This is a genomic window from Geomicrobium sp. JCM 19037 (assembly GCF_000698105.1).
Taxonomy (GTDB): Bacteria; Bacillota; Bacilli; order Bacillales; family Marinococcaceae; genus Geomicrobium_A.
In genome coordinates this window covers 1-13,533 of sequence record NZ_BAWZ01000059.1, presented here as the reverse complement: position 1 = coordinate 13,533, position 13,533 = coordinate 1, and the positions used below count along the sequence as shown (strand labels likewise).

Below are 13,533 nucleotides of genomic sequence, written 5' to 3'. Positions count from 1 at the left end.
CTAGACCGAGGAGGCTCGGCCGGTCCTCCGCGGCAAGCATCAGCCTGTAGTGGAAAGCAACAATCCATAGCCCAAATCAGGAAAATGTAAAGTTCACACTATCTAGTATACTTTAAGCTCGCAAAAACCATCCTTTCATCGTATGCCCCTCCTTAATGATCAGCTTACGTGCGCCAAGTAAGGAGAGGCATCGATCTTTCTTTAGTCTATCTTACATGATTGTCACTTTTGTACGGGCATTCTGTTTAATGACTTGAACGCTTCATGGAGTTTCCCCGCAAATTTGACCGGTTCTGACACATCTTGAATGTGCACGTACATGATAAATGGCTCGATATTGATCCAATGATTGTGTAAAGCCGAGACCGTTAACCCTTGCCGGGCAAGCGCTCTAAGAAACGGCCCAACTTCTGATTGCACAATCGCTACTTCAGCTAGATTTAACGCTTGCCCTTTTTCATCGATAGGCTCAAAGGTTACCCCTACTGGCGTTGCACTACGACTCCTTTTTCCATCAATCGTTGTATCGAAATGACGTTTCAGCTCAACTTTACACACACCATCCGCATCCCTACCTGTGCCCCCTAGCGTTTCCCCGTAAGCTTACATCTTCGATCTTCACGCACGTGCAGGTTGTTGTATATGTCCTCCATACGTTTTTGGATGTAATGCTCATCGTTTTCCTCGAGATCTCTAAGCTCCGCTTTGAAATTCATTGCTTCCTTTTCCAGCGCGGAATCGGCTTCACTATGCGATTGGATTTGATTCAACCACGTCCGCACGTCATTAACATATTGTTGCCAAGCATCGGTCATGCACATCGCCTCCTTCTTACTGCTTATGTGTGCGCGTTGGCGCCTATGACGAAGCAACCATAAAAAAATGATTGACATTTATGAACGTTCCGTTATGATGTACGTAAACGATTACGTAAACGATTACGTACATCATAACCTCCTTAAAGGAAGCGATTCCATGAACAAACCGAGCATCCGTGATGTTGCACAGAAAGCTGACGTTTCTACAGCGACCGTTTCCCACGTCATTAACGGAACACGTTATGTAGCAGAAACGACCGCGACACGTGTTCAACTGGCGATGAAAGCTTTAGGTTATATTCCAAACCATGCTGCGAAAACCCTTCGCAGCCAAAAAACATCCACAATCGGCATCATCGTACCTGACCTAGCCAATCACTTTTTCACATCTGTTGTGAAAGGGATTGAAGACGTGTTAGAGAAAGCAGGGTACCAACTGCTCGTCGGCAACACGAACGAGCGAGTAGACGTTGAGATCCAAAAACTGCAAGCGTTTACTTCCCAACAAGTGAGCGGATTAATTGTCGCTACAAGTGCGCTGGACGTAAAAGACATACAGATGTACCTTCCTGAAGATGTTCCCATCGTCTTCATTGATCGAATTCCTAAAGGAATGGACCAACCTTCGGTAACCGTTGCCAATGAAGAAGGAGCTTATTCAGCAGTATCCGAACTCCTATCAACCGGCCATAAGCACATCGGTATGATTACTGGGCTGAATCAATTGAGCACGACAGTCGAACGAACTTCCGGATATAAACGAGCACTTCAAGAGGCGAAACTTCCTTACAATACTGCCCTCGTTAAAAGTGGTGATTCACACGTTCAGGGAGGGTACAATGCGTGCAAACATCTGTTTGAAACCGAACAGATTACAGCATTGTTTGTGGCAAACAACCTCATGTGCATCGGGGCAATTACTTATTTAAAGGAACAAAACATCCACATTCCACGTGAAGTTGCCGTCATTGGCTTTGATGACTACGAATGGGCGAACATTACCGCCCCACCGCTAAGTGTTGTCCATCAGCTGTGTTTGATATCGGGGTCCGTGCATCGGAAAAACTGCTTGCGCAAATTAATGAACAGCCGATTGAAAACCGCCACGAGCTGTTGGCAACGTCGCTAATCTTGCGATCTTCCCACAACAAAAACGATGAAAGTGAGTGATGTACATGCTAAAAAAATTATTTGGAAAACAACGACGTGAAGAGCAAATCTATGCACCCATTCAAGGAAAGACAGTGAGTCTTGATGACGTTCCAGATCCGACTTTTTCCAAACGAATGATGGGAGAAGGCATTGCAATCATGCCAGAGAACGGGCAAGTCCTCTCACCGGTAAATGGCAAGGTTGAACAAGTTTTCCCAACGAAACACGCCATCGGTATCATTTCAGAAACAGGCCTTGGCATTTTGATTCACATCGGGTTAGAAACCGTGCAGTTAGATGGTCAAGGATTTGAAAGTCATGTAGAAGCGGGGCAAAAAGTGAACGTCGGTGATTCGCTAATCACCTTCAATGTGGAACATGTAAAAGCAAACGCAGAAAGTCTCATTACCCCAATTATCATTACCGAAGGCGCCGACCATGAAGCGTTGACGATTACAGAAGAAAACGTAGACGTTCGCGCTGGAGAAGACATGATCGTTCATTATCAAGGTTCTTAATAGGGAGGGTCAAAATTGGCAAATAATCGTAAGATTGCGGAACAGCTCATCGACGCGATTGGCGGTAAAGACAACATCAAATCTGTCGCTCACTGCGCAACGAGGCTTCGACTGATGGTACATGACCAAGAGGCGATTGACCAAGAAACCGTTGAAGACATTGAAAAGGTGAAAGGGGCGTACTACAATTCAGGGCAATACCAAGTCATCTTTGGGACAGGGACCGTCAACCAAATTTACGCACAGTTCGAGAAGCTTGGCATTGCAGAAGTGAGCACCGATGATCAGAAGCAAGAGATGAAGCAGCAAGGAAACTGGTTTCAACGACTCATTCGAACATTTGGAGATGTTTTCGTCCCCATTATTCCTGTGCTCGTTGCAACGGGACTGTTTATGGGACTTCGCGGTCTGTTCATGCAAGAAGAAATTCTCGCTTGGTTCGGTCTCACGCCAGAGACAATACCAGAAAACTTTTTGCTATTCACTGAAGTTCTTACCGATACCGCCTTTGCTTTCCTACCCGCACTTATCGCTTGGTCCGCGTTTCGTGTTTTCGGAGGCAGCCCAGTCATTGGGATTGTTCTTGGGCTCATGCTCGTTAACCCTGCGCTGCCAAATGCATGGGCGGTTGCAGAAGGCGTGGCTGACCCGATCGTTTTCTTTGGATTTTTAGAAGTATCGGGCTATCAAGCTTCCGTTCTTCCAGCATTTATCGCCGGTTTCTTAGGCGCGAAGCTGGAAAAGGCAATTCGGAAACGAGTACCCGAGTCGTTGGATCTCATTGTTACTCCTTTCTTAACATTGTTTATTATGATCGTCCTTGCTCTGTTTGCGATTGGTCCCGTATTTAGTGCGCTTGAATCCGCGGTGATGAGTGCGGTATTGTACCTTCTTGACATTCCATTTGGCATTAGCGGTCTCGTGATCGGTTTCTTCCACCAGCTGATTGTCATTACCGGTGTGCACCACATTTTTAACTTTCTAGAAGTACAGCTCTTGAATCAGCTTGGGGCAAATCCATTTAACGCAATCATTACGACAGCCATTGCCGCACAAGGGGCTGCAGCACTAGCTGTTGGCCTGAAAACCCGAGAAAAGAAGCTGAAGGCTCTCGCTCTTCCTTCATCATTCTCAGCCTTTCTTGGCATTACCGAACCTGCGATATTCGGTGTGAATCTTCGTTACGGAAAGCCATTTATTATGGGTCTCGTTGGTGGAGCAGCGGGTGGTTTCTTCGCTTCACTCGTCGGTTTAGCGGGGACAGGTATGGCCATTACCGTCATCCCAGGTACGCTGTTATATCTCGATGGACAGATTCTTCTCTACCTCGCTGCAAACGGCATCGCCATCGCGGTTGCATTTGTGCTCACGTGGCTATTTGGTTATTCAGATAAAGAAAAGAAACAAATCGAAGAAGCATAATGAGGTGATCAGATGGAGTGGACGAAAGAGGAACGTTACCGACCGTATTCTGCCATGTCAAAAACTGAAGAATCCCGACTTTTGCACGTCGTAGATCACGCTCCTTGGCGGCAACACTATCATATTCAGCCGCCAACGGGCTTGCTCAATGATCCAAACGGCTTCTGCTTTTATAACGGGCAGTATCATCTCTTTTACCAATGGTTTCCATACGGAGCTGTTCATGGGCTTAAACATTGGTATCATACAACATCAACAAACCTCGTTTTGTGGCAAGGTCAGGGGGTTGCCATTGAACCAGAAGAATCGTTTGAAAGTCATGGTGCGTATTCAGGTAGTGGCATTGTTGTTGATGAGCAATTGTACTTGTTATACACAGGAAACGAGAGAGATTCCAATTGGGAGCGAACACCGAACCAGTGTCTTGCGATTATGAAGGCAGATGGCAGCATCGAAAAACACCCTTCGCCCGTTGTCGAAGTTCGCCGCCAGGCTACACTGAACACGTGCGCGACCCAAAAGTATGGCAAGAAAATGATCAGTATTACTTTGTGATCGGTGCACAACGTGAAGACATCACCGGGTGCGCATTGCTGTACTCATCTACTGATCTCTTAGATTGGACACTCGTCGGAGAAATAAATACATCCCTCGATAACTTTGGGTACATGTGGGAATGTCCCGATTACTTTGAACTCGACGGTCACGGTGTATTGCTCTTTTGCCCCCAAGGATTAGAGGCAAAGGGCGATGCTTATCGAAACATTTTCCAAAGCGGATACATTCTCGGCTCAAAGCTAAACGTTTCTGACGGCTCGATGAGCCACGGCCCTTTTAGAGAGCTTGATCACGGGTTTGACTTTTATGCGCCGCAAACGACAACCTGTCCAGACGGCCGACGAATTCTCATCGGATGGATGGGGCTGCCTGACCGTTCCGTGCCGACTGAGCGAGACGAATGGGCACATTGCCTCACCATCCTCGTGAACTAACGATTTCAGGTGAACGTCTCTTACAAAACCCCGTTGCCGAACTGAAGACACAACGGGGAGCTTCTACGCATTTCTCAGATACAACAACGAGGACATTTGGTCATGTTTACGAAGCATACGTCACTTTCACACCAGGAGAGACGTCAAGTACGTACGGAATCAACATGAGAACGAGCGAGTCCGAGCAAACGGTACTCACCTATGAGATGGCAACGAAACAGCTCACACTCGACCGGACCTTTCAGGCGAAATACCTGCAACGAGTGAAGGCACCACCCGCACTCAACCTTACTGAACATTGCCATACCCTTCACGTATTCATGGACCACTCCTCCGTAGAAATTTTCGTCAACGGTGGCGAAGCCGTATTCACAAGTCGCATCTTCCCGAGCGAAGGCGCAACCGGGTTTAACACATTTACAAACGACACAAATGTGACAATCCAAGGAACACAATGGGAAATCCTCTAGCTTGGAGGGTTTCTTTTTATGGCATCCCCTTTCGTGCATTTAGTATACTAAACGTATAATCACTGCTCAGAAAGGCGAGCCTTTATGAAAACAATCCTTGAATTTCTGCGACTAAGTATCCGACTCCCCGAAAAGCAAGCGGTCTTTACGCTCAATCGGGAAGGTTTTGGATTGCCCATTGTATTTCTTTGTTTTATTTTGTTTATCGTGAGCATTCCGCTTGGACTTCAGATGGTGCTGTCCGGCGAGAATATGGCTGCGGAACTCGCCTTGCCGATCTTTTTTGTGTATTTCACATTTTTGTATTATCCGTTTTTCGTACTCACCATTCTTACACCACTCGTATTCATTACACTGTTTTTGATGATGTACGCTCGAATTGTAAAGCGGAAAATGGGCTTTTTTATGTTGTACAAAATCTCTGCCTTTGCTTCCATCATTCCAGTCATTGGTTTGAGCATTATGATTCTAACGACCGTTGATTGGTTGCAAACCGTTTGGATCGTGATAAGCATCGTCTACATTTTGTTCGTTATGATCCGAGTCGTCCACCTCTATCCCCCTAAACGCACAACAAAGTAGGTGATCTGATGGGAATTATTATCGTCGAGCTCTGCCAGAGCAGTTCGATGACGAATATAGACGTTGAAGCCATATTAGAAGACAAGTACCCCGAAGTCGATGTCGTCACGAACGAATGCCTCTCCCAATGCGGACTTTGTGCAGTACGCCCCTTTGCCGTCGTAAACGGCAATCGGGTTTTCGGCGACACCCCCGAAGAGTGCCTCGAAAAACTCAAATTCCGCATCGAAGTGGAACTCGAACTTTACTCCATGTAACCCGCTGCTCATGCAGCGGGTTTTTCATTAGGAGATGATGTTACACGAGAAAAATGCGCTAGTTCTTGCGGTTGTCGCTGCATTAACCGTCCGTTCCATACGCTTCGTGTAAGAAATTCTACCCGTCACAAAACCGAACGACATGCCGTTCGGTTTATCTTCGACACCTCCGGTGCCGATGGTTGCTAGCTCTTAAGGTTGATATGACTAAACAGGGTTGTGAAGTAACGAACGGTCATAGTTCGCCGAGTATGAGATAAAGTGTGGAGTTCTAGGGTGATCTAGATCACCCTTCTCCTAAAAACCCCCAAAAACGAACGGCCGTCAGCACCGCTGGTGCTGAAAACAGTGAAAAATGGTCTAGATCGCCCAGTTACTGGAAAATATCAGCATTTTAACGTAATCTAGATCATTTTGGGCGTGATCTAGATCACCATCCTCCTATAATTCACCAATTAAAAGTAGAGTGGCGAAGGTCGCCGCCTCACCTTCTCGATCCACCATAAAAACCCGGATGTCCTATCAACGGCCATCCGGGTTTTAGTCGTTTACGACTTCTCTATTTGTTTTATGGCACTTGGCAACTCGGCTAGATGTTTGATTTTCTGATCAAAATGATCCGCCTCACCGAAGCCATATTCAGCATAAATAAACGGAATTCCTGCTAGCTGAGCCGCTTTCTGATCCCCGACTGTGTCGCCGACGTACACTGGGGAGTGAAGCTGATTTCTCTCCATGACAAGCGTAATGTTCTCACCTTTTGATAGCCCGGTGCGCCCTGGGTTTTCAAAGTCTTTAAAGTACTTCCCGAGTTGATGGTACGCATAAAAAGCTTCAATGTACCCTTCTTGGCAATTACTAACGATGTAGAGCGCATAGGAGGAGGACAGTTCAGCCAACACTTCTTCCAGTTGTGGGTACAATCTGCCTCCTTCCAGAAGAAGTTGTTCGTTTTCTTTACGTTCAACTTCACCGAGTAATTGCATTCGTTCTTGTTCGTCTAACTGTGGAAAGAGCTTTTCTCCAATTTCTTTCGCTTGCAAGCCCATCGTGCTCCCTAATTGTTCTACTGTTATGGGCTGATCAAGTTTTGGGTGGGCACTAATGGCTTGATTGTACGTTTTTAAAACGGTCTCACTCGAATCCCAAAGCGTTCCATCTAGGTCAAAAATAATGCTATCGATTGGTCTTCACTCCTTTCTCTATACTCACTCTATTGTATAATAAATACAGTGAATACATCACGAATGATTGGGGAGATGAAGATGACACGCCCGTTTTTTACTGAAAGTCATGAATTATTTCAAAAGTCACTCCGCTCATATTTAGACAAAAACGTTCGACCTTACTTTGATTCATGGGAACGAGAAAAAGAAGTTCCGCTTTCCTTTTGGAAAGACCTCGGCGAATTAGGGTACCTTTGCCCGTGGGCAGACGAATCATACGGCGGCATCGAAGCTGACTTCGGCTACTCTGCGATCCTTGGGGAAGAGCTCGAGCGAGTGGGTACAGGCCTCATGGGTCCCGGCGTCCACAATGACATTGTCATGCCGTATATTGAAGCCTTTGGGACAGAAGAGCAGAAGCAAAAATGGTTAACAAAAGCAACAACCGGAGAACTCATATCGTCGGTTGCCATGACCGAACCCGGTACAGGCTCAGATTTGTCAGCCATTACTACGACCGCAGTCAAGACCGGTGACACGTACGTGTTAAATGGAGAGAAGATTTTTATTACAAATGGCAGTCTCTCTAACTTCGTTGTTGTCGTCTGCAAAACCGATCCGAACGCAAAAAAAGCCCATCACGGATTAAGTCTGATCATCGTTGATGCTACTGAACAACCTGTCCCTGGGTTCAAAAAAGGCAAAAAACTAGAAAAAGTCGGACAGCATACCGGTGGTACGTCTGAGCTGCTTTTCGAAGATTGCGAAGTTCCTGCGGCTCACCTACTTGGTGAAGAAGGAAAAGGGTTCTACTATCTCATGGACAAGCTGCAGCAGGAACGTCTCACTGTTGCAATTAGTGCGATGGCGTCTTGTGAGCGGATGTTGGAACTCACCTTAGATTATGTGAAACAACGTCACGCGTTTGGTAAACCGGTCAGCTCGTTCCAAAACACCCAGTTTAAACTGGCAGAACTAGCTACTGAGATTCAGATCGGTCGGACATTTGTGGATCAACTCATCGTTAAGCATATCGACGGGGAAGACATCGTGAACGAAGTGTCGATGGCCAAATGGTGGACGACAGACCTTGCGAAGAAAGTTGCCGGGGAGTGCATGCAACTGCACGGAGGGTACGGCTATATGGAAGAATATGAAATTGCTAGGCGCTACCGGGACGTCCCTGTCGCTAGCATCTATGCCGGAACGAATGAAATTATGAAAACCATCATTGCCAAACATCTCGGCATGTAGGGCTTCTTTGCTGAAAATGAACATCTACCATAGTACAATCTATGGTAGATGTTCAAGTATTTTACTAATACTTTTCTAGATTACGACACGATACAATTCAGGCAGTAGCGCTACTGAATATCTTTATTGTTGAAACCATTACTTTCCCCGGCTTTCACGAAACCCTGGTAACTCTCCGATTAACTCACTTATCGTAAGCCTCTCCCCTTGAACCCAAGTAGGCCAATTCAATTGGAACGGAGTCTTTTCTCCAGGAATGGAGAAGTAGATATTTTTCTGTTCAAAATCGTAGGCAAATGTATGAAGTGTACCAAAATATTCATCATATTCTTTTGAAAACCACGGAGATTCTTCTTCAATAAAGCTCTTCATCACCTGTTTCAATGATAGATGCTCTAGCTGATCCATTGCGTTATAACGCTGTATACTCGAACCGAGAATTGTACGATTCTTTTGGGTCATTGTATGAAAATGATTTGTACATCGATCATCCGACCTCACATATACCTTTTCTGGCGACGCTTCAAGTATCGCTCTTTCCCCTGCCTCATCACGAATAGCAAAATTATAACACCACGCATGAGGAAGCTGCTCTATACAAGCGACTGCTTCAGTAACATTCATACATGTATCAAGTACGATCCGAACAATCATTGTCGCTAAAAACCCTTGAGCGTCTGTTTTGTTTACAAAGTGCAAAGAAAATCCATAGCCCTTTTTCATTAACCCCTTCGTGCCGACCAATAAGATGGAGAGAAGTACCAACGCTTGCATACGCTTTCGTTGGCGCTGAACAAACCAAACGCTTATCATACAGCTGCGGGGAGAAATCATAATTGCGAACGGCCCCGTTATTGGTAAAGTGTGTCGAACACCCCATTGCCGGAAAATCAAACCTTCCATACCCTGAATACATTGAAAAAGCCTCTTCTACAGATATACCTTTCTCGCTTGAAATACCTTCTAGCTCACGGATTAGATGGGGAGCAAAACGTTGAAAAGTGCGAAATGCGTTGGAGAAATTGTCTTGCTTCTTTAATAAATGTGAACTTAATTGTACAGCTTTGTGCTGCCCCTGTGCCTTTCCAATATCCAACGAGCTACCTCTCAATTCTTGAACACTCACGCGATACTCATTCATATGTATACATCATCCAAAAACCGATATCTTCAAATCCGATACGCTTGTAAATGTTCCCCGCTTCGGGGTTGTCATAAAATAAGCAAAGCTCTTTTCCTTCTGAGATTAGCTCTTGGCAAAGGGCTTGCATGCACTGGGAGGCATACCCTTTTCGCTTATAATCTGCATGTGTGCCGACTGCAATGATCATGGCTGAGACGGTATTTTCTGCAGCTGTTGAAGCTGTCGAGACGATTCGTCCGCCAACTTGTACGTATACTGAGCGTGATACACCATCTTCCATCCCTTTTCGTTTGTCACTAGCGGTCACGTCAACCGATTGGTCAAATTCTGGAATGCTGTTTAACAGATTCACGATCGGCTCGGCATCAGCCTCTGTCGCTCGCTCTACTACAGACACGTCACGGAAATCATTCTTAACGGTTGTACACTTCGCATAATACGTTTCTCGTTTTCGTTTATATGCACCGAGATACGGCTCGATCTTCTCAGTCGTTTCTTTCAGCCCACTCATCATATGAAACTCAGAATCTTTGAGCATAATTTCTGAAAAGGCTAGCGCATCAAACGGTGCGACGGCAAAAGGGATGTAGTTTTGCCGGTATTTAAGAAGAACCGCAATAAGCTCGCCTCGCTCATCCCACTCTCCCCATAACCTTTGAAAACCCTGTTCATATCCAAACGCTTCAATATCACCAATAATGAATAAATTTTCTGCTGCTCTTGTTTTCAATAGAGCAAAGCATTCTTCATGATCAGCTTGAGTTAGCCTACGAATCATCATCATCCCACTTTCTGAGTAATATTGAACGGCTTTTTCATAGCTGTGTGCATAGTCAATTTCTTTACGTGTCGCTTCTCCGATGTATCCCCCTGGATCGATGACAAAAATCTCATCTGCCAAATCAATCTTTTTAAAATGAATTTGTCCAAACATTTGTACTTGCTCGTCGGTAATTTCAATGCCTTCAGACTGCTCAAAAAAACCAACACTAATGACCGCATGTCCTTCAAGTGTTAACGCTCGCTCCGCTTGTTCGAATTGCTCTTTAAATTTCGTCGATCCACATAGTGTGATCACTTTCATCTCAACACCCACCTTTATGCCATTATAGCAAATTGTCTGTACCTTTTTGAAAAACCGGTTTCCCGGTCATCTGTTTACGTCTTCTTCTATTTCAAAAACAATCGGTCAAACTCTTCAAACGTAAGCTCCTCTTCGTCATCATCCCAAATACTTCGGGCTTTCTCTAACGCCACCATCATATTTTTGACCCACGCTAAGTACAGCTTTTCTTGCTCGATTGCATGTGTATACACACTTGCGGCGACAACAATTCGTTTTTTAATTGCTTGACGGGTGCGAATACTTTGTAGTGTATCGTTTAGAAACTTCTCCATCTCGTCAATCTTTTCGCGTTGTTTCCGCCCAAATGTTTGCAGTTGAAAAAGTGCTTCATCGGTTGATAATTGATCGCTAAAAAACGTTTGCATAAGAAACGTGTCTTTTCGTTTTGGAAGCTCAGGTGGTTGGCTTAACCAAGTCACTAGCTCTTCTTTTCCAGCCGCTGTAATTTGATACAATTTTTTGTCGGGCTTACCGACTTGTGGAACGAGTCTACTTTGAATCCATCCGTTCGTTTCAAGCTTGGCGAGTTCAGGATAAATTTGCGACAGGTTCGAGTGCCAAAATACGCTTACAAACCCGTCAAACTCTTGTTTTATATCATAACCACTTGCTTCCCACGTCGATAATAGTCCGAGTAAACCGTGTTTTAGACTCATGAAGCGTTCTCCTTCCTGTTGTTAGATTTACCAATGCTCGGAAATAAGCAAACCCCTAGAATTCCTGCTACGGATAGAATTGAACCCATAATCGTGACCGTCACTTGGAATGAGCTCACCGATAATAAAAATCCGCTCACAAAAACACTTGGTAACATCATCCCACTCGTCGCCAAAAAGTACAACGCAAACACTCGGGAGTAGTATTTACGGTCTGTCCACTCTTGGATGAGTGTAACAGCGGTCACTTGAAACACGCCGATGGCAAACCTTGCATAATAAAAAACGGGAGAAGAACGGGTAGCGTCGTCACGAACAGTAACACAACGAACGTCATGACCAAAAATAAAAACGGTGGAAAGAGCAGCCATTTCCGATCCAGACGCAACATCAGTTAGGTGCCAACCAAGCGCCGGCGGTGATGCCAATGATGTTGCTCACACTCACCCAAGCGATGTTCTCAACCCCAACCCGAACGGTTTCAGTGAGAAAGTGTATAATTACAAGCTCAAATGACATCGCAACAAACATACCTACGGATACGAAAGCAAATAGCCACCTAAGTTTAGTGTGGGAGAGCATATAACGAAAACCGGCAACAATTTGCAAACGAAGTGCTTCACGACACGATTCAACATTACGAACAGCTGGTAATTTTGTAGCTATCCCCCCGCCACAGCTAAGCAGATCATCGCCACGACTAGCAGATAGGTGACAGGTACATTGAGCATAATGGATATGCCCGCAAACACTTGTGCAATAATTCGAACAGTTGTAATCGCCATTTGAAACCATGAATTCGCTCGAGGGCGATGCTGTTCGGGAACGATTCTAGGCAAAAATGATTGGCTGGCCGGTAAGAAAAACAAATCCAATACGCTCAGCACCGCTAAAAAGATGAGCACATAGAGGAGCGGAAGTATCGGTAATAGGAATACGATAAGCAACAAACAAACAGCCCTGGCCACGTTTGAAAATCGGATGACTCGCTTGAGTTGTTTTGACTCCATCCAAGCACCAATCGGTAACGATAAAAACAAGACAGGCACGTAATACGCCACATAAAACCACACGAACAGCGTCGGGTCACTCACACGTTGTTCCACTTCTTTTAATAGTGCAAAAAATAACAAAGCATCCGCAAATAATGTGAGTAATCGGTTCGTAAATAACACCTTAAAAGCCGAAGTCCACATGAAAACCGCTCCTCTTTATATAAGTTTATATATAAATATTTATATATAAAAACAAAAGAAAAAGCAAGACATTTTTGCTTTCTACATGTGAAGTAAGGAAACTCACTGGGCTGATGGTTGAGATTGCACAACACCCGTTCCTTCCCCTCGTCGGAGGAAACAAGAAGCTCTTTGCGATAAATATCAGAAATAAAATTACTTGGGAAGAAACGTGCGTGAACCGCGGACCGCGTCGAGAACAGGGGGGCGCTCTCTGTGATTCATTTATGTGACCATTCGTGCCAGCAATCCGGCTCATATCCACTCAGATTGTCACAGAAACGACTTTTTGTGACCCGTTGGTACTTTTTTGTGACATTTGACTGCTCCAAACGCCGGTATTTCTGCCTGAAATGTCGCTTATACCAGTATTTGTGACAATTTGCGCCACTGGCCTTGCACTCTCCTATACACTTGACTTTCGACTGGATGGGCTCGAGGGCGGCCCCAATTGTCACTTACGCTACTATTTGTGACCGTTTGGAGTCTTTATGAGGCATTTGCCGTCCTAAACCGTCCATTTCGCTTCCTGAACTGTCACTTAAATCAGCGTTTGTGACATTTGGAACATCTCCAACTAGTCGACAGAAGAGTGAGCTAACGTCACCCTTGAAGTTTGGAGTGCCTAGAAAACACGGGGGCGTACTTTGACCGCCGATGTTGCACTTGTGCTCTGGAGTGCATAGAAAACACGGCGGGCGTCTTTTGACCACCGATGTTGCACTTGTAGTCTGGACTGCA

The 13,533-nt window shown here is 45.3% G+C and carries 17 protein-coding genes and 1 pseudogene; 8 read left to right on the top strand and 10 right to left on the bottom strand.

The features are described from left to right. Window positions 1-222 precede the first annotated feature (222 nt). A complete protein-coding gene (locus JCM19037_RS21220; RefSeq protein ID WP_052364182.1) occupies window positions 223-558 on the bottom strand; it encodes a DUF1259 domain-containing protein in 336 nt (111 codons plus the stop codon). Window positions 559-584: 26 nt separating this feature from the next. Next, window positions 585-815, bottom strand: a complete 231-nt coding sequence (locus JCM19037_RS23775; protein WP_052364181.1) for a hypothetical protein — start codon at window positions 813-815, stop codon at window positions 585-587. 67 nt (window positions 816-882) lie between these two features. On the opposite strand from JCM19037_RS23775, the gene JCM19037_RS21215 reads away from it, so the two are divergent. The 7 genes and pseudogenes from JCM19037_RS21215 to JCM19037_RS21190 all read left to right on the top strand — a co-directional run bounded on the left by JCM19037_RS21215 (window position 883) and on the right by JCM19037_RS21190 (window position 6,211). Further along, entirely contained in the window at window positions 883-1,947 is a 1,065-nt protein-coding gene (locus JCM19037_RS21215; protein WP_052364180.1) for a LacI family DNA-binding transcriptional regulator, read from the top strand. A gap of 46 nt (window positions 1,948-1,993) precedes the next feature. Next, a complete protein-coding gene (locus JCM19037_RS21210) occupies window positions 1,994-2,488 on the top strand; it encodes a PTS glucose transporter subunit IIA (protein ID WP_042404446.1) in 495 nt (164 codons plus the stop codon). A gap of 15 nt (window positions 2,489-2,503) precedes the next feature. Continuing rightward, window positions 2,504-3,910, top strand: coding sequence for a sucrose-specific PTS transporter subunit IIBC (locus JCM19037_RS21205; protein ID WP_042404439.1), 1,407 nt, complete (start codon window positions 2,504-2,506; stop codon window positions 3,908-3,910). A 12-nt stretch (window positions 3,911-3,922) separates the two neighbouring features. Next, window positions 3,923-4,902: pseudogene (locus tag JCM19037_RS30415) on the top strand (glycoside hydrolase family 32 protein). Continuing rightward, window positions 4,869-5,372, top strand: coding sequence for a GH32 C-terminal domain-containing protein (locus JCM19037_RS25330; RefSeq protein WP_152549176.1), 504 nt, complete (start codon window positions 4,869-4,871; stop codon window positions 5,370-5,372). Before JCM19037_RS30415 ends, JCM19037_RS25330 begins: the two are co-directional and overlap by 34 nt. A gap of 84 nt (window positions 5,373-5,456) precedes the next feature. Further along, entirely contained in the window at window positions 5,457-5,954 is a 498-nt protein-coding gene (locus JCM19037_RS21195) for a hypothetical protein (protein ID WP_042404437.1), read from the top strand. Between the two features lie 8 nt (window positions 5,955-5,962). Further along, window positions 5,963-6,211, top strand: coding sequence for a DUF1450 domain-containing protein (locus tag JCM19037_RS21190; protein WP_042404436.1), 249 nt, complete (start codon window positions 5,963-5,965; stop codon window positions 6,209-6,211). 548 nt (window positions 6,212-6,759) lie between these two features. Here the strand turns inward: JCM19037_RS21190 and JCM19037_RS21185 are convergent. After that, window positions 6,760-7,383 carry an HAD family hydrolase gene (locus tag JCM19037_RS21185; RefSeq protein WP_307189911.1) on the bottom strand — a complete coding sequence of 208 codons (624 nt, stop codon included), beginning with the start codon at window positions 7,381-7,383 and terminating at the stop codon, window positions 6,760-6,762. A 93-nt stretch (window positions 7,384-7,476) separates the two neighbouring features. Between JCM19037_RS21185 and JCM19037_RS21180 the strand changes: the two genes are divergently transcribed. After that, the gene (locus JCM19037_RS21180) at window positions 7,477-8,631 is read left to right on the top strand and encodes an acyl-CoA dehydrogenase family protein (protein WP_042404432.1); all 1,155 of its coding nucleotides are present in this window, start codon (window positions 7,477-7,479) and stop codon (window positions 8,629-8,631) included. A 138-nt stretch (window positions 8,632-8,769) separates the two neighbouring features. On the opposite strand, the gene JCM19037_RS21175 is transcribed toward JCM19037_RS21180, so the two are convergent. From JCM19037_RS21175 to JCM19037_RS21150, 7 genes are all read right to left on the bottom strand, one after another. Then, complete coding sequence (locus tag JCM19037_RS21175) at window positions 8,770-9,375, bottom strand: C45 family peptidase (RefSeq protein WP_255357966.1); 606 nt, start codon at window positions 9,373-9,375, stop codon at window positions 8,770-8,772. Next, window positions 9,263-9,727 carry a carcinine hydrolase/isopenicillin-N N-acyltransferase family protein gene (locus tag JCM19037_RS28940; protein ID WP_255357965.1) on the bottom strand — a complete coding sequence of 155 codons (465 nt, stop codon included), beginning with the start codon at window positions 9,725-9,727 and terminating at the stop codon, window positions 9,263-9,265. The genes JCM19037_RS21175 and JCM19037_RS28940 overlap by 113 nt, the downstream gene beginning before the upstream one ends. A 37-nt stretch (window positions 9,728-9,764) precedes the next feature. Continuing rightward, complete coding sequence (locus tag JCM19037_RS21170; protein ID WP_307189910.1) at window positions 9,765-10,859, bottom strand: GNAT family N-acetyltransferase; 1,095 nt, start codon at window positions 10,857-10,859, stop codon at window positions 9,765-9,767. 86 nt (window positions 10,860-10,945) lie between these two features. Further along, on the bottom strand, window positions 10,946-11,557 hold the full coding sequence (locus JCM19037_RS21165; protein WP_052364178.1) for a PadR family transcriptional regulator: 612 nt from the start codon (window positions 11,555-11,557) through the stop codon (window positions 10,946-10,948). Next, window positions 11,554-11,985 carry a hypothetical protein gene (locus JCM19037_RS21160; protein ID WP_152549175.1) on the bottom strand — a complete coding sequence of 144 codons (432 nt, stop codon included), beginning with the start codon at window positions 11,983-11,985 and terminating at the stop codon, window positions 11,554-11,556. The genes JCM19037_RS21165 and JCM19037_RS21160 overlap by 4 nt, the downstream gene beginning before the upstream one ends. After that, window positions 11,948-12,166 carry a hypothetical protein gene (locus JCM19037_RS21155; protein ID WP_042404428.1) on the bottom strand — a complete coding sequence of 73 codons (219 nt, stop codon included), beginning with the start codon at window positions 12,164-12,166 and terminating at the stop codon, window positions 11,948-11,950. Before JCM19037_RS21155 ends, JCM19037_RS21160 begins: the two co-directional genes overlap by 38 nt. Window positions 12,167-12,219: 53 nt before the next feature. Continuing rightward, complete coding sequence (locus tag JCM19037_RS21150; RefSeq protein WP_042404427.1) at window positions 12,220-12,753, bottom strand: MFS transporter; 534 nt, start codon at window positions 12,751-12,753, stop codon at window positions 12,220-12,222. Between the last annotated feature and the right edge of the window lie 780 nt (window positions 12,754-13,533).